The organism is Ruegeria sp. BF12 (assembly GCF_056538705.1).
Genome location: NZ_JBQFTP010000013.1, coordinates 53845 through 75184, shown reverse-complemented (window position 1 = coordinate 75184; position 21340 = coordinate 53845). Strand labels below are relative to the sequence as shown.

The 21340-nt window shown below is 57.8% G+C and carries 24 protein-coding genes; 17 read left to right on the top strand and 7 right to left on the bottom strand.

Annotated elements, in window-relative coordinates; translation table 11 throughout:
* Positions 1–75 precede the first annotated feature (75 nt).
* On the bottom strand, positions 76–1551 hold the full coding sequence (locus tag ACR0J0_RS18420) for an NAD-dependent succinate-semialdehyde dehydrogenase (protein ID WP_480665486.1): 1476 nt from the start codon (positions 1549–1551) through the stop codon (positions 76–78).
* Between the two features lie 284 nt (positions 1552–1835).
* Here ACR0J0_RS18420 and ACR0J0_RS18415 point away from each other — a divergent pair, with 284 nt between their 5' ends.
* The 8 genes from ACR0J0_RS18415 to ACR0J0_RS18380 all read left to right on the top strand — a co-directional run bounded on the left by ACR0J0_RS18415 (position 1836) and on the right by ACR0J0_RS18380 (position 9366).
* A complete protein-coding gene (locus ACR0J0_RS18415) occupies positions 1836–2915 on the top strand; it encodes a hypothetical protein (protein WP_480665485.1) in 1080 nt (359 codons plus the stop codon).
* 337 nt (positions 2916–3252) lie between these two features.
* A complete protein-coding gene (locus ACR0J0_RS18410) occupies positions 3253–4371 on the top strand; it encodes a hypothetical protein (protein WP_480665484.1) in 1119 nt (372 codons plus the stop codon).
* Between the two features lie 22 nt (positions 4372–4393).
* Positions 4394–6328, top strand: coding sequence for an AAA family ATPase (locus tag ACR0J0_RS18405; RefSeq protein ID WP_480665483.1), 1935 nt, complete (start codon positions 4394–4396; stop codon positions 6326–6328).
* Positions 6325–6654 carry a hypothetical protein gene (locus tag ACR0J0_RS18400; protein WP_480665482.1) on the top strand — a complete coding sequence of 110 codons (330 nt, stop codon included), beginning with the start codon at positions 6325–6327 and terminating at the stop codon, positions 6652–6654. Before ACR0J0_RS18405 ends, ACR0J0_RS18400 begins: the two co-directional genes overlap by 4 nt.
* A complete protein-coding gene (locus ACR0J0_RS18395; RefSeq protein WP_480665481.1) occupies positions 6651–7109 on the top strand; it encodes a hypothetical protein in 459 nt (152 codons plus the stop codon). Before ACR0J0_RS18400 ends, ACR0J0_RS18395 begins: the two co-directional genes overlap by 4 nt.
* Entirely contained in the window at positions 7106–8443 is a 1338-nt protein-coding gene (locus tag ACR0J0_RS18390; protein ID WP_480665480.1) for a DUF6638 family protein, read from the top strand. The genes ACR0J0_RS18395 and ACR0J0_RS18390 overlap by 4 nt, the downstream gene beginning before the upstream one ends.
* A complete protein-coding gene (locus ACR0J0_RS18385; protein WP_480665479.1) occupies positions 8444–8710 on the top strand; it encodes a hypothetical protein in 267 nt (88 codons plus the stop codon).
* An 11-nt stretch (positions 8711–8721) separates the two neighbouring features.
* The gene (locus ACR0J0_RS18380; protein WP_480665478.1) at positions 8722–9366 is read left to right on the top strand and encodes a DUF1523 family protein; all 645 of its coding nucleotides are present in this window, start codon (positions 8722–8724) and stop codon (positions 9364–9366) included.
* Positions 9367–9412: 46 nt separating this feature from the next.
* Here ACR0J0_RS18380 and ACR0J0_RS18375 read toward each other — a convergent pair whose 3' ends face one another.
* The 6 genes from ACR0J0_RS18375 to ACR0J0_RS18350 all read right to left on the bottom strand — a co-directional run bounded on the left by ACR0J0_RS18375 (position 9413) and on the right by ACR0J0_RS18350 (position 16654).
* The gene (locus ACR0J0_RS18375) at positions 9413–10507 is read right to left on the bottom strand and encodes a flagellar basal body P-ring protein FlgI (protein ID WP_480665477.1); all 1095 of its coding nucleotides are present in this window, start codon (positions 10505–10507) and stop codon (positions 9413–9415) included.
* Positions 10504–11514 carry a flagellin gene (locus tag ACR0J0_RS18370; protein ID WP_480665476.1) on the bottom strand — a complete coding sequence of 337 codons (1011 nt, stop codon included), beginning with the start codon at positions 11512–11514 and terminating at the stop codon, positions 10504–10506. The genes ACR0J0_RS18375 and ACR0J0_RS18370 overlap by 4 nt, the downstream gene beginning before the upstream one ends.
* Positions 11514–12965: a flagellar hook-associated protein FlgK gene (gene flgK / locus ACR0J0_RS18365; RefSeq protein WP_480665475.1), complete on the bottom strand. Its 1452-nt coding sequence runs from the start codon at positions 12963–12965 to the stop codon at positions 11514–11516. Before flgK ends, ACR0J0_RS18370 begins: the two co-directional genes overlap by 1 nt.
* A 33-nt stretch (positions 12966–12998) precedes the next feature.
* Positions 12999–14294 (bottom strand): flagellar hook protein FlgE, encoded by a 1296-nt coding sequence (locus tag ACR0J0_RS18360; protein WP_480665474.1) that lies wholly within the window; start codon positions 14292–14294, stop codon positions 12999–13001.
* 98 nt (positions 14295–14392) lie between these two features.
* Positions 14393–15232, bottom strand: coding sequence for a flagellar motor protein MotB (locus ACR0J0_RS18355; protein WP_480665473.1), 840 nt, complete (start codon positions 15230–15232; stop codon positions 14393–14395).
* Between the two features lie 84 nt (positions 15233–15316).
* A complete protein-coding gene (locus tag ACR0J0_RS18350; RefSeq protein ID WP_480665472.1) occupies positions 15317–16654 on the bottom strand; it encodes a FliI/YscN family ATPase in 1338 nt (445 codons plus the stop codon).
* Positions 16655–16740: 86 nt separating this feature from the next.
* On the opposite strand from ACR0J0_RS18350, the gene ACR0J0_RS18345 reads away from it, so the two are divergent.
* The 9 genes from ACR0J0_RS18345 to ACR0J0_RS18305 are packed head-to-tail and all read left to right on the top strand — an operon-like array spanning position 16741 to position 21317.
* Positions 16741–17127 carry a FlgB family protein gene (locus ACR0J0_RS18345; protein ID WP_480665471.1) on the top strand — a complete coding sequence of 129 codons (387 nt, stop codon included), beginning with the start codon at positions 16741–16743 and terminating at the stop codon, positions 17125–17127.
* An 11-nt stretch (positions 17128–17138) separates the two neighbouring features.
* The gene (gene flgC, locus ACR0J0_RS18340; protein WP_480665470.1) at positions 17139–17525 is read left to right on the top strand and encodes a flagellar basal body rod protein FlgC; all 387 of its coding nucleotides are present in this window, start codon (positions 17139–17141) and stop codon (positions 17523–17525) included.
* Between the two features lie 11 nt (positions 17526–17536).
* Positions 17537–17827 (top strand): flagellar hook-basal body complex protein FliE, encoded by a 291-nt coding sequence (gene fliE, locus ACR0J0_RS18335; protein WP_480665469.1) that lies wholly within the window; start codon positions 17537–17539, stop codon positions 17825–17827.
* Positions 17828–17831: 4 nt separating this feature from the next.
* Complete coding sequence (locus tag ACR0J0_RS18330) at positions 17832–18104, top strand: flagellar biosynthetic protein FliQ (protein WP_170418319.1); 273 nt, start codon at positions 17832–17834, stop codon at positions 18102–18104.
* Entirely contained in the window at positions 18104–18814 is a 711-nt protein-coding gene (locus ACR0J0_RS18325) for a flagellar hook-basal body complex protein (RefSeq protein ID WP_480665468.1), read from the top strand. Before ACR0J0_RS18330 ends, ACR0J0_RS18325 begins: the two co-directional genes overlap by 1 nt.
* Positions 18815–18835: 21 nt before the next feature.
* Entirely contained in the window at positions 18836–19621 is a 786-nt protein-coding gene (gene flgG / locus ACR0J0_RS18320; RefSeq protein WP_480665467.1) for a flagellar basal-body rod protein FlgG, read from the top strand.
* The gene (flgA, locus tag ACR0J0_RS18315; protein ID WP_480665466.1) at positions 19621–20037 is read left to right on the top strand and encodes a flagellar basal body P-ring formation chaperone FlgA; all 417 of its coding nucleotides are present in this window, start codon (positions 19621–19623) and stop codon (positions 20035–20037) included. Before flgG ends, flgA begins: the two co-directional genes overlap by 1 nt.
* Positions 20037–20768 carry a flagellar basal body L-ring protein FlgH gene (gene flgH / locus ACR0J0_RS18310; RefSeq protein ID WP_480665531.1) on the top strand — a complete coding sequence of 244 codons (732 nt, stop codon included), beginning with the start codon at positions 20037–20039 and terminating at the stop codon, positions 20766–20768. Before flgA ends, flgH begins: the two co-directional genes overlap by 1 nt.
* Before the next feature lie 9 nt (positions 20769–20777).
* Positions 20778–21317 carry a flagellar basal body-associated FliL family protein gene (locus ACR0J0_RS18305; RefSeq protein WP_480665465.1) on the top strand — a complete coding sequence of 180 codons (540 nt, stop codon included), beginning with the start codon at positions 20778–20780 and terminating at the stop codon, positions 21315–21317.
* Positions 21318–21340 lie beyond the last annotated feature (23 nt).

Below are 21340 nucleotides of genomic sequence, written 5' to 3'. Positions count from 1 at the left end.
GGGATGTGACGGTTTGTTTGCAGTTTTGTGACAAACCGGGTGGCCCCGGCGCGCTTGCGCCAGGGCCATGTTCGATCAGACCGACAGGCAGACGTATTTCATTTCCAGATAGTCTTCCATGCCGTGATGGCTGCCTTCGCGGCCCAGGCCGGACTGTTTGACACCGCCGAACGGGCCAAGCTCGGTCGAGATGATACCGGTGTTCACGCCGACAATGCCGTATTCCAGCGCCTCGGCCACTTTGTAGACGCGGCTCAGGTCCTTAGCATAGAAGTACGACGCCAGACCAAAGATCGTGTCATTGGCCATGGCGATCACGTCATCTTCGTTTTCGAACTTAAACAGCGGTGCCAGCGGGCCAAAGGTCTCGTCCTGCGCAACCATCATGTCCTGAGTCACGCCGGTCACGATAGTCGGCTGGAAGAAGGTGCCGCCCAGATCATGTGGCAGACCGCCAGTCAGAACCGCGCCGCCCTTGTCGGTCACGTCCTTGATATGCTCTTCGACCTTGGCGACCGCTTCTTCATTGATCAGCGGACCGGTGGTTGTGCCCTCGTCCAGACCATCGCCGATTTTCAGCGCTTCGACAGCAGCTTTCAGTTTGGCGGCAAATTCGTCGTATACACCAGCTTGCACATAGATCCGGTTGGCGCAAACGCAGGTCTGGCCGTTGTTGCGGAACTTGCACATCATTGCGCCTTCGACGGCTGCATCCAGATCAGCATCGTCAAATACGATGAACGGCGCGTTGCCGCCCAACTCCATCGAACATTTCATGACTTGATCGGCGGCCTGTTTCAGCAGGATGCGACCCACTTCGGTCGAGCCGGTAAAGGTCAGTTTGCGCACGCCGGGGTTCTCGCAGAATTCCTTGCCAATCTCGCTGGCGCTGGAGGATGGCAGAACGTTGAACACGCCCGCCGGGATGCCAGCTTGCTCCGCAAGCACGCCCATGACCAGCGCCGACAGCGGGGTCTCTTTGGCCGGGCGCGCGACGAATGCACAACCTGCAGCCAGCGCCGGGGCTGCCTTGCGGGTGATCATCGCGTTGGGAAAGTTCCAGGGCGTGATCGAGGCAGCAACGCCGATTGGCTGTTTCAGCACCATAATCCGCTTGTCGCGCTGATGGCCGGGGATTGTCTCACCGTAGACGCGCTTTGCCTCTTCGCCGAAGAATTCGATGAAGGACGCGCCATAGCCGATCTCGCCAACGGCTTCGGCCAGTGGCTTGCCTTGCTCAGCGGTCAGGATTTTGCCCAGATCCTCGGCGTTTTCCATCATCAGGTCGTACCAGCGACGCAGGATCACTGCACGTTCCTTGCCGGTCAGTTTAGCCCATTCCTTTTGCGCTGCTTCGGCCTGCGCAATTGCACCGGCGACCTGTGCGCGGCTCAGGTCTGCGACTTCAGCGATCACGTCCTCGCGTGCCGGGTTTGTTACGGCAAATGTGCCATTGTCCCCATCAACCCATTGACCGCCGATATAGGCTTTGGTCACCAGCAGATCGGGGTTTTTCAGGATTGATTTCAGGTCGGTTGTCGCGTCCAGCATAAGTCAGCCTCCGGCAGTAAAAATTTGTTAGCACTCAAACAGGTGCCCTCCGGATTGTCTATGGCCACCCTAGCCGTCAGATCAATCCAGTTTTCGTATGGTAAACGTGACGTTTTTTTGCCTACCGCGCGCATTCATGCGATCTGCGGCGTAAGTGTCAAGCCGCCTATCTTTTTTCTCCGGAGTTTGCCAAAGTCCTGCTGATATTTGATGCCCAAGGGGATGTAAATCATCGTAACATTCCCTATCTTATTGGGTGCATAAGTAAAAAAGGGATAGGACAGATGTCGAACCAGCAGTTTGACGCGTTGATTCAGGAAACGCAGCAAAAAGTGCGCGAAAGTCAGTCACAGATCGAAGGGCTGACCTCACGGATCGAGGCCGCGCGCGCCAAGATCGGCACCGCCGAGGCCGATATCGACATCGAAAACGCCACGCTTGAGGATGTGCACGCCCATACCGAAGTGATGAACGCCAACATTGCCGAACTGATTATGGGGCTGGATGATGTCACCAATGCGTTTTCCAAGGATTTCGACGAGATGCGTTCGAAAACCGGGTGGGAGTCGTTTGTGGGCATCTTCGCCAAGGCCAAATCCGAGTCGATGCGGCAAGAGCGCATGCGCACTGCCAATATCGATGACAAGCTGCAGGACCTGATTGCCAAGTCGGATGTGATCGTAAAGTTGCTCGAAGGCCAGTTGTCGGTGCTGGAAGAACAGCGCGTCAAAGTCGAAGACAACCTGACCGGCACATTGGATGACCGTGAGGCGACTGTGGCGGAACTGGAGGCATTGCGAGCTGAAATTCAGGGCATGGACCCGACAATCATCACGCTGGAAAACAAGATCAGCGTCGAACAGGACGCTGCCGCGCGCACTCAGTTGGAAACCGAACTGGCCGAGCTGAACAAGCAATACAACGCCAAGGTTCAGGAGGAGCAGGTCAAGCTGGCCAAAAGCCAAACGCTGGAGCGCTATATCGAAAAGGGCAAGACCTGGGTCGACTCGCTGCAGAACCAGGCAGCGACGCAGATGGTGCTGATCAACAAACTACAGACTGACACGCAGCAGCGCGTGGTGCTGTATGACGCCCTGACCAAATCGCTGAAAACGGCTCAGCAGCAGGACGTGGCCCACCGCATCAACGAGATCGGTGTGCAGACCGACCAGGAGGCGCAAACCGCCATGGCCGCCATCGGCACCGCGACCAACCAGAAAATGGCCGACATGCTTGAGGCGCATGAGGACCACATGGTCTTTGCCCGCGACGTTCTGGAGAAAAAGGCCAAGGCGGATGAACGCTTTGCCCGCCGGTTCGCCTCGATTGTCGAGAAGCATGATAAGAACCTGTATGGTGGGTGATGTTCTTTGGATATGTAAAGGAACACCAGCCCACCAAAATCAAGAGCGTCAAGGAACTGCAACCGGGGTTTAAACCTAGGTGGTTCCGAATTTGCATAGGACTGGTTGTTGTAATGGCAGTGTCTGCACTGTTGGCGATTGTCGGAGTGTTGTCTGGTGCAAAATGGGTGGCGTCGATTGCAGGGCTTGGAGGTTTCGCCACGTACGGCGTTTTAATTGCAATCGTAATTTTCCCAAAGGTCGTCAGTTTTTTGGGTCATTGGCGGCCACAGCTTGAGCTCAAAGCTTCCAAGCTAATTGGTTGGCTAGAACATGACTTGGATTGGAGGTTCTACTAGTGACTAACCCCACCCAAGACCATGTCGGACTGACCGACACCTTCGCCTCGCGCCGCTATTTCCGCAAATTCGAGGTGATTACCGTCCACCTTCTGCGCGTGGCTGCGACGATGGAGGCCGAGGGTGCGATCAGTAAGCAAGAGGTGCGGATCGTGTCGCGCTACCTCTCGGGGCTGCTCTACACCTTCCGCGCGCTATCCATGAAATACCTGCTGGTCGGGCGGGACACGGGGCGGTTCTTTGGCAGCCTCGCCATGGACAAGCGCGACAGCGGGTTTCCGGTGGCGGCTGAGTTGCTGACCATGGCCAATGACGCGCAGCAGGCGCAGGTTCATCTGGCGAATATGCCCTCGGAAGATGATCTGAAAACGGACATGGTGCGGACGATTATTGGCGATCAGAAAATCCCCACCAAACTGCAATTCGCGCTGTCCCAAAGGCTCTATTACGAGGAATTGCTGAAGGGTCAGCTGTTCTGGTGCCGCAATGATCCTGAGTGTCACTGGATCGGGAATGAGGGCGAGCGGCGCAAGTTCATGATCCACTGGGCGGTCTATGACAGCCAGATCAACCTGCCGGTCATCTATCTGATGCAGTTGGAAGATAGCGGCAAAACTGCCCTGCCCAAGGACCAACGCCGCTGGCCCGAAGTACAGGCGCATCTGATGGCGCAATCCTTGGGCGGGCTGAAACTGGTGACCATCGCCAAAGGCTTCGATCAGGATTTCGATGACCTGCACCCCAAGCACCTGCGCCGCATCCATGTGGGGCCAATGTATTCCTCGGCCTATACCGAGCAATCCGGCCCTTTGCGGCAAGTGCTTGAGGACGCGCAGTCTCCGCAAGGTCAGGACTGGGCTTTGGCCTGGACCACCGAAGAACTGGAAAGCGAAGAGGTGATCGAAGAACGCGCCGGGTGGTTCTCGACTGTTGAGCGCGAGGTCTTTGCGCTCGATCCGTTCGGCGGGCAGGGGGCAGAAACCGGCGCCACCCGCACCCAGCGGTCGATCATCCTGCCCCAGCGCCCGTTTCAGGTTCTGGCCGAACGTAACCCGCCGGGTTTTGCCGATGTGCGCAAGTTTGTCGTCAGCAAGACCGGGCAGGTTTTGAGATATTGAAGACAGCAAAGGCGATTTTGAAATGAGTTTGACGTCAGATCAGATGGAATTGCGCGAAGACGACATTCGCAAGCACTATCCTGCTGCGACCGCCTTGCTGAACGGATTTGAACACGCGCCGCGGATTGCGAAAGCGGTTGAGGCCACCATTGAACGGTCCCCGGGCGTGTCTACTGGGCGTCGATTCCGATCCACCACACCGGGGCTTGTGACCCGTCGCACCGTGCGGGCGGATGGGGTGCATCTGGTCGAACGGATCGAAGCCTCGGATGAGGGCGATGCGTTGGTCTCGCCCGCACAGGCGACTGCACAGCAGGCAATCCGGCGGGCGATCTCTATCGCTCTGGCCGTGGCAGAAGCTTATGCGGAGCAGACCCCACTGTCCGACCTGAAACGCGCCAATCTCGCTGGCGATCTACCTGCTGCCCGCAAGACCGAATTCTCGGAACTCCTGACAGCTGAGGCTCTGATCACGTCGCATACCTTCGGCAATGCGCTGGCCTATCTGATGTCCTCACATCTGGGCGAGACCACGGTCGATATCGGTGAGGTCGAAGAAGTTCTGACCGACAACGGCCAACTCGCCCTGCACGGCGCATTGTGGGAGCTGGACCAGATCCTGGCCAAACACGCCCCTGATGATGCGCATCTGATTGCAGCCACCAGTGCTTATGCTGAGCAACTGATGGAAAAGGCCGCCCTGCGCGCCCAATCCGCTGGTCATCTGGCCCCGTTTCAGAACGCCGCCTGGCATATCGAGTCGGACGACCTGACGATCCGGGGGTTCGAACCCGCCTCGAAGGCTAAATCCACCACCCTGACCATGACGTTCAAGAAACCGAACGAGGTGGTCGGCAACCATATCGCCAAGTATCAGGCGATGAAGCTGTCCAAAATGGTGATGGCCTATGACTTCGATCGCCGCCTGAACCCATTTGCCGAGCTTGGCGGGTTCATCTTTACCTTCATGGGCGACGGCAAGCCGGGCACCGGCAAGACGACCCTGATCCAGATGATGGCCGGGCTGATCAACGATTACTGCCAAAACGCGGGCTATCCGTTCCGCTATCAGAATTTGAGCACCGACAATATCGACAGCTATCAGGGCAAATCCGGCCAGAACGCCAAGGCCTTCATCAACACGATCATCGACCCCTCGGTCATTGGCTTCGGTACTATCGATGATATTGACCAACTGGCGGGCAAACGCGGTGACCGGCAGTCGTCAGCCGGGCAGTTGGAAATCACCGCCGTGCTGATGGAGAGCTTTGCGGGCGCCAACACTGTCGTGCGCGGCAACTGCACCTTTGGCATGTTCTCGAACTACCCCGAGAATGTGGACGACGCCCTGCGCCAGCGGGCGGGGGCGCGGTTTCTGGTGGACGGGCCGCAAACGCGCGAGGATTACATCGACATCCTGCACCTATTGATGGGCCGCAACCACGACATCCCGCTGGGCGAACACGAAGCGTATGCCGCGCAGGAAATCAAAAAGGCCGTCGCCGCCAGTTTCGAAAGCCATTCCCGCCCGCATGAGGATGCTCTGATACAGGTCTATGACCGGGTGTCCGGCGAGATCGGCCAGATGGACACCATCGCCAAGCTGGGCACCTACCTCAAGGCGATCCAGCAGGCGGATGAGCGCTTCACTGGCCGCGCGATCAAGAACATCACCGACGCGGTCAAAGTTCGCGCAATGGATTTCGAACTGCCCGATGAGTGGATGGAGAACCCCGACCTGTTCCTGTTCCGCGACTACGACACCAAGAAGGCTATGATCGAAGACCTGCGCCAGCCGATCACGGTGGAAATGGTGATGCAGGAAATCAACCGCTACGCCGACAGCGAGTTCCGCTATGCCGACAAGAGCGACGAGGTCGCCATCGAAAACGCCGTGCGTGAGATGGCGAGGATGGAAGAGGCCAAGCGGCGGTATTTGGAGGGGAAGGGGTCGTGATTGCTAATTTTCTGATCTTTGCGCTTCCAGCCGCTCTAAGTCTGTCAACGTGCCTGTTGGTTGCTCAAAAATCACTTCGCTTGCCCTTCTTCCTGCGATTGTTTGCGGCATGGATTGCGGCACTGGCAGTGTCGATCCTATGTCTTTCTTTGATCGGGATGTTGTTCGATGTCGGACTTGGTCATCAGCTACTTGATCATGATCGGACGACTTACGCGGCAACGGGTTGGGCGTCATTTTTGCTAAGTTCTCTCTTAGCATCCATTGCAATAATCGTCTTTGCGGGTATTGCCGCCAAGCGTCGGTATCTGGAGGGGAAAGGGTGACCAGTAACGTCGTAATAGTTATCTTTTTTGTTTTCAGTTTGGTGACTTCCGCTCTAGTTGGCTGGCGTGCAGGAAAGACAGCTTCGAATAGAACTACCTTCACAAGGTTTCGCGCAGTGATGATAACTGTGACATTGTTTTTCACGGTGGTTCCACTCGTCACTGTCGCGGTTTCAGCCGTTTTGGCAGGAGACGCAGAAAGCTTGAACCACCTTTTAAACATGTGGACCGCCGCATTGTTCATCGTTGTTGGTGGTATCATTGCCGGTTCGGGTATCATGTGGGCAACGTTGATTTTGAGCCTGGTTATTTGTCTGGCGGCTTTTTCAGTGAGTAGCCGAAATTCTGGCAAAGTTGATATGTATTCCGAGCATCAATCGCACCGACTAGCCAAGCAGGACGATTTTCTTTGGAACATTGAGGAAAAGAAAACGCAACAGGAAGGTGGCCAATGATCCGCCTCATCGAAAAAGGCCTGATGTTCGGCAACCTCGTCCACATCTCCAGCCCGGCTCTGGTCGAGCGGTATAACCGGGCGCTGCAGCATCTGGCGGGCAAGATCACGGCGCTGACGGATTTCCACGTCGATATCTCGGGCTATTCGCCCGAGATCGGACAGGAACTGAACAACCCGCTCTACCTCAACCCCAACGGGGTCAACCGGCAGTTCATCCTGCTGACGACCGAACAGAAACGCGCGCCTCTGCTGAACGTCAAATTCTCGACCTCGCGCGATATCCTGCGCGAATTCATCGAGATGAACGAGGCGCAGCTGTTTGCCCTGACCGCCACCGATGCGGTGGCCGGCGAGCTGGTGAACTCGGTCATCAAACTCGCCACGCCGCGGGACCTGCTGAACCTGCGCAAAATTGAGATCGAGGCTGATACCGCAGGCGGCACCCTGCGCAAGGCACAGCAACTGGCGGGCATGGTGGAACAGTTCAAAACCAAAGAGGACGCCTGGTTCGACGACGTGCTGATCGCCAAGATGATCGAAACAGCCAAGGAAACCGGCGACGTCACCCGCAATCCGGTCCGCTTGCGCCATACGACGTTTGAGCAGCGCAACTTCTGGACGGCGCATTTCGGCGGGCTGTATCTTTTCCCGGACCTGGACCACCCGGCGGCGATTTGCATGGGCGACAAGCCCGACGATATGCCAATCAAATACGTTTTCGACCCCTCCCAGCGAAATCAGATCGCGAAGTTCCTTGGGCTTAACAATCTGGTCGAAACGATCGTTGAGGCGCGCGGTGTCAATTCCGCCGCGATTCTGCAGCAAAAAATGGACTTTCTCACTATCGACGCCGCAGCGGATGCAGGCGTGGATCTTAAGGGGCTGGACCGTGGCGACATGCGGCGGCTGGCCCGCAACCACGCGGATGGGTTGCCCGAGGCCTATCACGGTTTAGCGCAACTGCTGCGATGGGCGAAGGATGGGGGACCGTGGCCGCGCATCACCTCGGATCACCCGGCCTATTTCTATACACTGCGTGCAACCAACACGCCAAACCGCGATCTGGTGAATATGCTGCTGGCCGAGCTTGCCCCGCTGGACCCGCGCCAGATGTTCATTTGCCATAAGGAGCTGTTCTACCGCACCTATGCCACGTGGCCTGAATCCAAAAAAGCCTATGTTGCCGAGTTCCTTGCGCGAGAGTATCAGGTGGACAAAGCAGGCGCCCGGGCCGCGCTGTTCGGGCATGAGCCCGACATGAGCGGCGATGATCGGGTCAGCGATGAGGTTATCGCGCGCGTTGGTCCCTGGGGCGCAGTAGGGAGAAGTTAAATGTTGGTGGCACTCCGCTTTCTGATCCCGTTGCTGATCGTACTGACCGTCCTGTATGTGGGCGTATCAATCTATTCCCGCCGGGTGCGACGGGGTAAACTGATCGCGCATTGGAAGAAGAAGGGCATGACCGGCGACCGGGACGCCTTTGTCCAGCGCGGGTTAAAAAAATACGACGGATCGTTTCGCCGCAAATTGATCTTGGGGATTTACGTCGTGCCGCTGGGCCTGATCGCGATCCTGATTTATGTTACGAATTTCATGTGAGGGTTTCGCTGATGCGTTACGTCAAATGGGCCATCATCATCCTGTTCTGGGGCACGATAGCAGCGGTGTTGAACTACACCTTGCCGCAGCACGACGTTGTCCGGATTTCGGATACGTACGAGAAACGGATCGACCCCGGTGAGAACAGCATCTTCTGGTCGGTTCATGATGTCGGCAGCGACCCGACTACGCCGAACCGCGATGTGTTCTTCATCCAGACTCGCAAGACCAATGGCAAGGTCATGGTCTACCGGAACGAGGATACAGGTTGGGGTTGGCCGCCGTATTTCAAACTGAACTCGTCGAACCTGCAGGCCGAAGCGGCGGATCTGAAATCGACGACCGAGGCACCGCGTTGGGTGGTTGTACGCCACTACGGCTGGCGCAGCGAATTCCTGTCGATTTTCCCGAATGCCGTGAAAATCTGGCAGGTGGACAGTCCGGATGTCCGGATCATTCCGTGGTTCAACATCATTTTCCTGACCATATTCTTCGCTCTGGTTTGGGCAATCTGGGTACGCTGGCGCCGATTTCGCGAGGCGCGCATTGATCCAATGATGGAGAATGTGGAGGACGGCCTCTATGCCGCCGGCGACGCCATCGAAGAGCAGGGCGGAAAGTTCAGGAAATGGCTGAATAGCTGGAAATCAAATTAAGGTAGGCTGTGACCAGCCGGTTCCAGCTTTGACTTTTTCCGTCAGATTACCTGACGACAAACTCGGCATGCAGAGCCCCGACGGCTTTGATCGTTTTCAGAATATCGATCATGTCGCGCGGGGACACCCCAAGAGCGTTCAGGCCAGCCACAACCTCGGACAGAGTTGTGGCTTCGGGGATTTCGGCCAGTCCGGTGCCTTCTTCCTCTTCTATGCCCGCGATTGTTCTGGGCACCACAACGGTTTCTCCGCGTGCGAAGGGGTTGGGCTGCACCGCAATCGGAGCTTCTTCGACTGTCAGGGTCAGGTTGCCTTGCGATACCGCCACGCGGGAAATTCGAACTTCCTGCCCCATGACGATTGTGCCAGAACGCTGATCGACCACGACGCGGGCCTTGGTCTCGGGTTCGACCAGAATGTTCTCAATCCGCCCCAGAGCGTGGGCCGTCGAAATAGCCTGAGTTGCTGCGATGTTCAGTTCCACCGTCCCGGAATCGCGCATGATGGCAACGGCACGATTGAATTCAGAGTTGATTGCAGCCTCAATTCGGCCGGCAGTTGTGAAATCAGGCTCTCTCAGCGCCAAACGCATTTGGGTTAGGGTCGAAAGGTCAAAGTCGATCTCACGTTCGACACGCGCGCCAGAGGGGATAACGCCGGAAGTCGGAACCCCTTGCACGACCGAGGCTGCCTCACCTTCTGCCACGGCACCGCCAGCAAGAACCGTGCCCTGAGCAACTGCATAGATCTGACCGTCAGCGGCGTTCAGTGGTGTCATGATCAATGTCCCGCCCAACAGGCTTTTGGAATCTCCGATGGCCGAAACGGTGACGTCAATTTGCCCTCCGACCCGCGAAAACGGAGGCAGACTGGCTGTGACCAAAACGGCCGCCACGTTCTTTGGACGGAAATCTTCACCGTTTACGTTGACGCCCAACCTTTCCAGGATGTTGGACATGATCTCTTCGGTGAAAGGAGAATTCCTTAGCCCGTCGCCGGTTCCATTTAAACCGACGACAAGGCCATAGCCGACCAGATCGTTTCCGCGGACTCCATCGAAATCCACAAGGTCTTTCAGCCGGATCGCGCCAGCAGAGGCCAGACCGGGAAGCATCAGAAGCAGAAAAACAAGAACTCTCATCTCAGGAAGTTCACCAGCGAAAGGTTCGCGTTGCGAACGGTGACGGAATACAGACTTTCCAGTTGGAACTGGACTGTGTTCAGCCGTGTGGCCGTTTCATAAGGGTCCGCCGCGACCAGAGTATTCCGACTGCTTTGCAGACTAGTCCGTGCTGCATTGTTTCGCGTTTCGGCCTGCTCAATCCGGGCCTCGGTCGCGCCAACATCCGCCCTTAGCTTCACAAGTTGATCCTTTGCGTTGACCAGATCCACGCCGAGTTGTTTGAACAATGCCGTGCGCTGCTCGGTCGGTACATTCAGGCCGCTGTCCGAGACCACCGCGGCGACGGCGATGTCCCTCAGAGCGGCTTTGATGGCCGGATCGGTCGCTGTCACCGGAATCGAAACGCTTTCGTTCTCGGAAACCTGCATGGGCGCCAGGGTCGTGTCGGAACCCTGATAGATCACCGCATCAAATCCGGCGGGATCATTGAACCAGTCCTCGGCTCTTTGCCTGATATCCGCGACCGTTGTGGCCCCGGTCAGTTCCGTCTTGAGCGCGTTGATCAGGTCGTCTGAGGACGGCAACGGAGAGACGTCGGTTGCAGTGCCGGAATACAGGCTGCGTCCACCGGCGCGGGTGTTGAGAGCCGACATGATTGTATTCAGCTCGTTTCTGGCCTGAACCGAAGCGTTTTCGTGGGTCACCGCCTGGTTCGACGTTCCAAAGGACAGCAGCGACGATGTGATATTGTCAACGGACCCGGCAACCGTGTTCAGGCTTAACTGCATTGCATCGGTGAACAACCCGGCTTCGGCCGTAGACACTTTGAACGCGTCCAATCTGGACAGGCTGCGATCCAGATCCAGAAGATGAGAGTAGTCGCCGTCCAGGTGACCGGACAGATCCCGCACCTTTCCCGACGACAGCTCGTAAGACAGCGTTTCGATCTGATTTTTGATCTCGGTCGATCGGGTGCGCAACGTCAGCCCGCGGGCCAGATCACCAATGGATGTCAGATTAATCATCACAACCTCAGCAGAGTGTCCATCATCTCGTCCACCGCCGAGATGAGCCGTGCATTTGCGGCATAGGTTTTTTCGATCTGCATCAGGTTCTGCAGTTCGGTGTCGGTATCGACGCCGTGTTCGGCTTCGATCTTGGCCATTTCCAGCTGCGAGTTTTTCGCGAAAGTCATGCGCCCTTCGGCGGCGTGAGAATCTGCGCCTGCCTTTGACAGCATCGCCTCGGCAATTTCCGCCGCATGCATATTGCCGGTGCCATAAAGCCCCCCGGCAACGGGACGAGCAACACTCAGGACCGATCCAAACGCCCTGAGCTGCGTCGCATCTCCCGGATCTCCGGCTGTGACCGCGCCTAGGCCCGCCCGCAGTTTCCAGCTGTTTCCACCGGCATCGGGATCGACCACCGCGTTCAGGCTGATGCGCGAGGCCAAACCGGTCACGGTGGCGGCATTAAAACGATTGCCATCGTCAGTGAAGAGGCCGGGGTCTGTGGCCGCAGCGGTCGGGTCCAGGCCACCAGTTTCGAACCGATCGATCAGGTCACGGGCGGCAGTATCCAAATGAACCTGTGCCTCAACCGCCCGTTCATCGCGAATTTCGAACTGGGCCGCCAGCGCACCGCCTCGGATTTGTGCCGTGTCGCCGCTTGTGCGTACTGGTTGACCGTTCATTTCCAGACCCGAAAGCAGGTTGTTCGCAACTGTCATGTGCGGCTTGGTTTCGCCCGTAGTCATGAAGTCGAACCGTGCTGCCGTCCCTTCAAGAAGGATCAATCCACCATCGGAATACAGGGACACGCGGTTGTTTTCCCGGGCTACAACGTTTACCGGGATCAGTTCGTTTACCTGGTCGATCAAAATCTGGCGCTGATCCAGCAGGGCGTTGATGTAACCGCCCGAGTTCTTGATGCTGGGGATTTTGTCGTTCAGATCTTCGATGTCCTGCAAGCTTTGGTTCAGGCGATCGACCTGTTTGCCGATGGTTCTGTCGGCATCCGACCGGGCCTGACGCAACCCTTCGGACGCCGAATTCAGACTATCCGCCAAATCGCGCGCGGCGCGCGCAGCCTGATCCAACCGCACCTTCGAGTCGGGAAGGCTTGCCGCCGTGGTCAGGCTGTTTTCAAAGGCAGTCAATCGCGCGGCGAACGATTTGGGATCGTCAACGGACCCCACAGCCTTTTCAAAACGGGTGTGGAAATCTGCAATCGCGTTTGCGCTTGCCAGATTTGCGTCGGACTCCCGCCGATTGGCGGTCAAAACCGGATCCTGATGGCGCGTGACGCCGACGGTGCGCACTCCGTTGCCGGAAATCGGGCTGGTCGCCAATTCGAGCGAACGGCGCGCATAGCCCGGCGTCAGCGCGTTTGCGACATTGCCCGAGACAACGGCGGCCCCGCGGCTTGCGGCGGTCAGGCCGCCCAACGCGTTGTTCAATGCTGTCGTCATGTTCATCGGACAGGTCCTTTCGCTAGCTCAAAGCCCGGATCAGCGTTTGATGTTTGTGGTTTCCTGCAGCATTTCATCGACTGTCTGGATCACTTTCGCGCTGGACGAAAAAGCGCGCTGCGTCTGGATCATCGAGGTCAGTTCGGTTGCCACATCGGTCGTGGATTCCTCGCGCGCAAAGGCCACCAGATCGCCGGTTGGTCCCTCACCCGCGTTCCACAGAAAGAACGTGCCACTATCGCGGGACGGCGCGTAGGTCTGGTTGTCCAGCGCCTTCAGGCCGTTCGGATTAGGAACATCGACAAGGGGGATCTGATACACGCGTCGGCTGACACCGCTGTCATATTGCGCGTAGACGTACCCTTTCTCATCCACCTTGACACCGGTCATCGTTGCAACCGGTGCCCCGTCGCGCGTGATCGACACCGGGGCAAAGGTATCGGACAGTTGGGCAATCCCGGCCTTGTCGCCGATCTGCCCGATATTGATTTCCATCGGACCGCCATCCACGTTCACCACGAAGCTGCCATTGGCCGGATCATAGGCCCCGCCCGAAATGGCGGTGACGCTGGCCAGGGTGCCGCCGGCCGTCCGGGAGTCAGTGAAGGTCAGCCGGTATTCTCCGATCACGGCACCGCCCGATGCGGAATCCCGCAGTGTCATGGTCCATTCATTGCTTGACCCGGTGGCCGGAACCGTTGGCACAAGCTCAATATTGACGGACTCGGATTTACCGAGGTTGTCGAAATACTCGACCGACAGGGGCTGCGTGTCGCCCGGCGCGCCTGCATCCGTCGCGGTGGCCGGCAGGTTCATGCGCAGATTCATGCTGGTGGTCGGCGATCCGGTCAGTTGGTTCACACTAAGCTTGACCGGCTCAAGCGCCGCAGGCGTATCCCTTGGGACAGTTGGGATCGACCCGTCCGGCCCAGCAGGCCAGCCCAGTAGTACAAGACCGGATTGCGTGACCAGATGACCTTGCTCATTGGTGCGGAACGAGCCGGTTGTGGTCAGCAACATCTCGTTCGAATTCGACGAAATCTGAGAGCTGGGCCGTACAGGAAGCAAGCCGCGACCGCGCACCGCAAGGTCGGTCGAGTTGTTCGTTGTCACCAACGATCCACGTTGATCGATCATGCGCTGGCTTGTGGTTCTGACACCGCCCGCAGAATAGCTGCCGCCCTGACCGGATGTGACCATGGAATGAAAATCCGTCTCGACCCGTTTGTAGCCAAAAGTAGATGAATTGGCGATGTTGTCGGAGATGGTCGCCAGCCGGTTGGCATTGGCCTTCAAAGCGGCCACACCGGCATTCAGCGAAGAGGAAATTGTCATTGGCACGCCCTTCTGTTGCGTCAAATCTTGATGCAACAGCTAACGTGCTGGCCCTTAACAGCACGCTAACAGGTAAAATGCGTTCTATCCTTTTGGTCTTAGCGGTTACGCAAAAAGATGATCTCGATCCGGTTATTTCGAACCGCCATCGGGTTTTCGACAGACAGTTCCCGATCCGCATGCCCCGTGACGCGATCCAGCCTTTGGGCGGTTACGCCCTTGTTCTGCAGCATCTGGCGAACGGTCTGCGCGCGTGCTGTCGATAGATCCCAGGCCGGGTTATGGACCAAAACCACAGGCGACGCGCGGACATGGCCTTCAACGGCGATGGCGTTTTTCACCAGATCCGAAGACCGAGCGACCAGTAAAGCTAGGGCGCGCAAAATATTCGTCGGATTATCGGTGCCCGATTCGAAAAGCGGTTGATCTTCTGTGTCGAACAGCTCAACCACCAGGCCTTCGTCGGTGACACGCGTGACGATGTGCTTCAGGACCTTGTCTGAGACCAGGCTTTCACCCGTGCGTCCGAGAAGTTCGGCTTCGAGCGTGGAGAAGTCTTCGAAACTCTCTTTTCCGCCGCCGTCCATGTTCACACCGACCGATCCGCGCGCCTCGCGGGCGACTGTCGGGCTTCTCTGGCTGGCGCCGGATCCGTCCATAACCATGGTTTTTTCCGAGAACATGTTGTTACCGCCAAAGGCCCCATCTCCGCCGCCCGATACCGGGTTCACGGGGATTGTTGGCGAGAAATAGTCCGCCAGCCCTTTGCGTTGTTTTTCCGTCGTTGCATTCAGCAGCCACATCAACATGAAGAACGCCATCATGGCTGTGACAAAGTCGGCATATGCGACTTTCCACGCGCCACCGTGGTGACTATCGCCACCGGACACACGTTTCTTCTTGATGATGATTGGCGCCGCATTGGATTGCGCACCCATCTCCACCACCTTCTTATCACCCGCTACCGGGGTAGCAGTGCAGGTCTTAAGGTGGCCTTAACACTTAAAACTGTCTGGAATTCCCTAAAGCGTCAGCGCGGTTCCTGCGCGTCTTAGGATCAGTTGCAGGCGGTCGAAGCTATTCTTGATGCCTTCGGTTTCGGGCTTGGCGAAAAAGCTGTCCAACTCATCATGCACGCGTACCGCCTGATCAAGCAGAGGATCAGCGCCTTCCGAGTAGAGCCCGGCTTTGATCATCACTTCGGATTGTTCGTAACTTCCAACCAACCGTCGAGTTTCGGATATCACCTGGTTTTCCTCTGGCGATGCCGCGCCCGGCAAGCTGCGTGAGACGGATCGACTCAGGTCGATGGCGGGAAACCGGCCACGCTCGGCAATATCGCGGTTCAGCACGATGTGGCCGTCCAGAACACCGCGCAGGATGTCGGCGATGGGTTCGTCCATATCCGATCCGGCGACCAGCACGCTAAATACAGCTGTGATATCGCCTTGTTCCGCCGTTCCCGGGCCGGCTCGCTCGCACAGACCGGCGATCAGGGGCGTGACCGAGGGCGGAAATCCCCGAAGGGAAGGTGTTTCACCCATCGCAACGGCGATTTCTCGATGCGCTTCGGCAAAGCGCGTCACTGAATCGGCCAGAAACAGGACATTCAGCCCCTGATCGCGCAGATATTCCGCCACGGACATCGCCGACCATGCGCAGCGCCTGCGGGCCAGCGCGGACTGGTCCGATGTTGCGGCCACGACCACAGACCGTTTCATTCCTTCGACCCCAAGCGCGTTTTCGACGAATTCATTTACCTCGCGCCCGCGCTCGCCCACCAACGCCACGACAACCGCATCCGCCTGCATCGATTTCGCCAGCGTCGCCAGCAACGTGGACTTGCCAACGCCAGACCCGGCAAACAGCCCAATACGCTGACCCTGAACAACAGGCAGCATGGTGTTGAGTATCGCGAGCCCGGTTTCCATCCGTGCGCCCAGCGGTTTGCGCGCGACCGCCGGGGGCGGGGCTTGCATGATGTCCTGCTTCTGAGTGCCCGACAACAAGGGCTTTCCGTCCAGCGGCTTGCCAAACGGATCAACCACCCGACCAAGCCAGTGCATACCCGGTGCAAAGGCGGGTGTCTGGTTCAGAATCACCCGGTCGCCCAGGCAAACACCGTCCGGGGCGGCAGTCGGAAGCATGTGAATCAGTTCCGATTCGACATGCAGAACTTCACCCGCCAGATCCGGAGCATTGCGTCGGCGCAAAGTAAGGTGGTCACCGATCCGGGCATGTTGTTGCAGACCTTCTATTTCTATGACCCCGCGCGCGACGCTGACCACGCGCCCCATATGGCGCGTCGCAGACAGACGGTCGAATTCATGTTTCAGAAGCATCGGGTCGAAATCGGACATCGTGGGTTCTCCAACGGTTTCTGAAAACGGTTTCTAAAGGAATCGGGGTTAAGCCTTGATTGAAATCGATCGAGGGAGAAGCCCCGATGTTCTATGACCTGAACGTCTTTAAGACCGCGTACGCAATGGCAACCCATGCCGGGCAACGGCAGGCAGTGATTGCGCGCAACATGGCCAATGCGGATACGCCGGGCTACCAGCCCCGCGATATCGAGGCCTTTCAGAAAGCCTTCGAAAACACTGGCCGCGAGGTTGCCATGACCGCCACGCGACAGGGTCATCTTCACGGCAGTAGTGGTCCCAAACCCTGGGCCGAGATCAATGCCTCGCCGTCGGGTGATCCGAACGGCAATGGTGTCTCGGTCGAGGAAGAAATGCTCAAGGCTGTTGAGGTCAAGCGCCAGCACGACCGCGCGCTGACGATCTACAAATCCTCGATGAACATTCTGCGCAGCAGTCTGGGTCGGGCGTAAGGGGGCGAAGGATGAGTGATTTTTCCCATTCCCTGACCGCCTCTGCCAGCGCTTTGCGGGCGCAGGCCGCTCGGTTGCGCCATGTGTCCGAGAACATCTCGAACGCGGATACTCCGGGTTATCGCCGCAAGACCGTACCGTTCGAGGCCGTCGAAAAAGGCGGCAAAGAAATGGTGCAGGCGGGACGGGTCAAGCTGGATCGTCGTGCATTGTCACGCATCTATGACCCCAGTCACCCGATGGCCGACGACACGGGCCACTATCGCGGTTCGAACGTTGATCTGATGATCGAGATTGCCGACGCCCGCGAGGCGCAGCGCAGCTACGAAGCCAACCTCAAGATGTTCGACCAGACACGACAGATGTCGTCGAGCCTGATGGAACTCCTCCGAAAATAAAGGAAACCAGAATGGATATCCGATCCCTCAATGCCGCCCAGAGTTATGCGTTTGCACGCCCTGCCACCCAAGCCGATCCTGACCACGCCGGGATGCCGCAGGGTCTGCGGTCAACCTTTCAGGACTTTGCCGCAACGCTGAGACACAGTGAGCAGGTGGCGCAATCGTCAATGGTGGGTCAGGCCGATCCGCATGCGCTGGTGCAGGCCCTGGCGCAGACTGAACTCGCCGTGGAAACAGCCGTGATCGTGCGTAACAAGGTGGTCGAGGCCTATCAGGAAATCCTTCGGATGCCGGTCTGACGCAATGCTCAGCGAAGGTCTCTTCTATGACATCGTGCGTCAGGCGCTGTGGGTCGCGGTTATCACCTCGGTTCCGATCCTCGCCGTGGCACTCGTTTCGGGCCTGATCGTAGGTCTGTTTCAGGCACTGACCTCGGTTCAGGAGATGACGCTGACCTTCGTGCCCAAATTGATCGCCATCGTCATCGTGTTCTGGATTTCGATGGGTTTCATGACTCAGACACTGGTCACGTTTTTCACCGGAACACTCATCCCTTTGATCGCAGGAGGTCGCTGATGGATACCGCCTATGTCACCCTGTCCCGACAGTCGGGTCTGATGACCGAAATGCGGCTGGTGGCGAACAACGTCGCCAACGCCAATACCACCGGCTACCGCGCTCAAGGTCTGGTGTTTTCGGAGTTCGTTCGCGACATGCCGGGCAACCCGTCCCTGTCCATGAGCCGTGCCGAGGTGCGCAATACCTCGCTGCAGCAAGGTGTTTTGACCGAGACCGGCGGGCAGTTTGATTTTGCCATCGAAGGCGACGGGTTTTTCATGGTCGAGACCCCGGCGGGCAATCGGCTGACCCGGGCCGGTGCGTTCTCGCCCAACGCGGACGGAGATCTGGTGACCATGGATGGCCATCGGGTTTTGGACAGCAATGGGGCGCCGGTCTTTATCCCGCCGGATGCCGCATCGATTGATGTTGGCAGCGACGGAACGCTGAGCGTTGACGGACAGTTGCTGGGCCAGATCGGGGTCTATCGCGTGGCCGACCCCAAAACACTGGTGCGTGAAGGCAGCACACAGTTTCGGGCCGAGGGTGACATTGAACCGGTCGGAGAACCCGTGGTCGTCCATCGGTTTCTCGAAGGGTCGAATGTGAATGCCATCGCGCAGGTCTCGCGGCTGGTTGAGATCCAGCGGGCCTATGAGTTGGGCCAGAGCTTTCTGGATTCCGAACACGAACGCATGCGCGGTGCGCTCAAGGCGCTGGTGCGCTGATTTGCATAAGGAGAATTTGATATGCGGGCTTTAAAAATCGCAGCCACGGGTATGACTGCACAGCAAATGCGGGTCGAGACGATCTCGAACAACCTGGCGAATATGAACACAACCGGCTTTAACGCGAGACGGGCAGAGTTTGCCGATCTGCACTATCAACAGGTGGCGCGCGCAGGGACAGTGAACGCCAATGACGGAACGGTGCTCCCGACCGGTATCCAGCTTGGGCTGGGTGTCCGCCCTGCAGCTGTGACCGTGCAACTGTCGCAGGGCGCGCTCTCGGCCACCGGCAGCGATCTGGACGTCGCGATCGAAGGGCGTGGATATCTGGAAGTGACGCTGCCCAATGGCCAGTCCGGCTACACGCGGGACGGTAGCCTGAAACGGTCCGCCGAGGGTTTGATCGTAACGTCTGACGGGTTTGCTGTGGCACCTGAAATCACCATTCCCGACGACGCGCTGTCAATCTCGATCAACGCCTCGGGTGAGGTCTACGCCTATTTCGATGACGCTCCCGAAGGCCAGCTGTTGGGAGAGTTCACTCTTGCCAGTTTTTCCAATGCCAAGGGTCTCGAGGCGATTGGCAGCAACCTGTTCAAAGAGACCGAGGCCTCGGGCGCGCCTGTGGTTGGCGCGCCGGGAGAGGACGGGTTGGGCACGCTGCGGCAGGGGTATCTCGAAGACAGCTCGGTCGACGCTGTGCGCGAGGTCACCGAACTGATCGAGGCACAGCGCGGGTATGAAATGAACGCCAAGGTCATATCAGCCGTCGATCAGATGATGGGCGCGACCACACAGGTGCGCTGATGAGGGCATTCTGCATGGCTCTGGCCTTGATGTCACCGATATCCGCTCAGGCTGAAATCGTTGTGTCAAGACGCACCATTCGAGCCAAGGAGATCATTTCGGCTGCGGATCTTGAGATCAAAAATCAGGTCGTCCCGAATGCGGTAGTAAATCCGGAGTTTCTGATTGGACAGGAAGCGCGTGTAGCGCTGTACCCCGGGCGTCCAATTCGTGAGGGCGATGTTGGGCCTCCGGCAATCGTGGGCCGCAACGACCTTGTTGTGTTGGTCTTTGACCGACAGCCATTGTCCATCACCGCAGAAGGTCGCGCGCTGGGGCGTGGTGCGGCCGGGGACCGCATTCGCGTCATGAATCTTTCGTCCCGAACGACCGTCACCGGCTTTGTCCGGTCCGACGGCCAGATCGAGGTAAAATGATGTCAGCACTTTCGAAGTCTTTGTTGATCGCCACGCTGGCAGTGTCGGCTTGCGGTCGTGTGGATCATCTTGGCAAGCCGCCAAGCTTTACGCCGAACGAGGAATCTCCGGAACATGTGGCGATGCTCTGGCCGGGGCTGCCCCTGCATACACAACCTCAACGCAACGTCGACAGATCCTCGCTTTGGAGCGGCGGTCAACAGTCCTTGCTGGGCGACCAGCGGGCGATCAAGAAGGGCGATATCCTGACGGTCGTGATCGAGCTGGATGAAAAGGCCGAAATCTCGAACGACACCAACCGATCCCGCAGTGGGTCAGAAAGCCTTGAGGTGCCAGGGCTGTTTGGTTTGCCTCAGCGCGCGGCGGAGAAGTTGCCGGATGGCGCATCCCTGGACGAAGCTGTGTCGATTGATTCTGCGTCGACCAGTAAGGGCAAGGGATCGGTGAAGCGGAAAGAAAAGCTGACATTGCGGGTTGCCGCAACTGTGATTGATGTGCTGCCGAACGGCGTGCTTTCAATCTCGGGTTCGCAGGAACTGCGGGTCAATTTTGAACTCCGTGAGCTTTTGGTCGCCGGTTATGTCCGCCCTCAGGATATCTCGCGCCAGAACGAGATTACCTATGACAAGATTGCTTCGGCGCGTGTGTCATACGGTGGCCGCGGTCAGATCACCGATGTTCAGCAGCCCCGATATGGACAGCAAATCCTGGACTCAATTTTGCCGTTCTGAGGTGTGACCGTGATAAAGAAATTGACCCCGTTTATCTTTCTGTTGGTTGGCCTCGGAGGCGGAGTTGCGGCGGGCCTGGTCCTGGCCCCTTCCGAGAAAGAGGTAGACGCTGGCGAGAAAACGACCTCGGACCTTAGCGAAGAGAAATCGACGAAAAAAACTGCCAAATCAGAGACTAAAAAGGCCAACAAGTCCGGTGAGGGAGAGAAAAAGGAAGGTTCGGGCGCGTATGAGTATCTGAAACTGACAAAGCAATTCGTGGTTCCGGTCGTGGAGTCAGACCGAATTGCCGCCCTGGTCACCATGTCCCTCAGCCTTGAGGTCACACCAGGAATGACCGAGTCTCTCTACGCCGTAGAGCCCAAGCTGCGTGACCGTTTTCTGCAGGTGCTTTTCGACCACGCCAATACCGGCGGGTTTAATGGGAACTTCACCCACTCCGGTAATCTTGATGTTCTGCGCAAGGCACTGCTGGACGAGGCCCGCAAGGACTTGGGCGACGACGTTTCAAAGGTTCTGATTATGAGTGTCAGCCGTCAGGATACCTGACGTACTGAACGATTTGCTGCGCG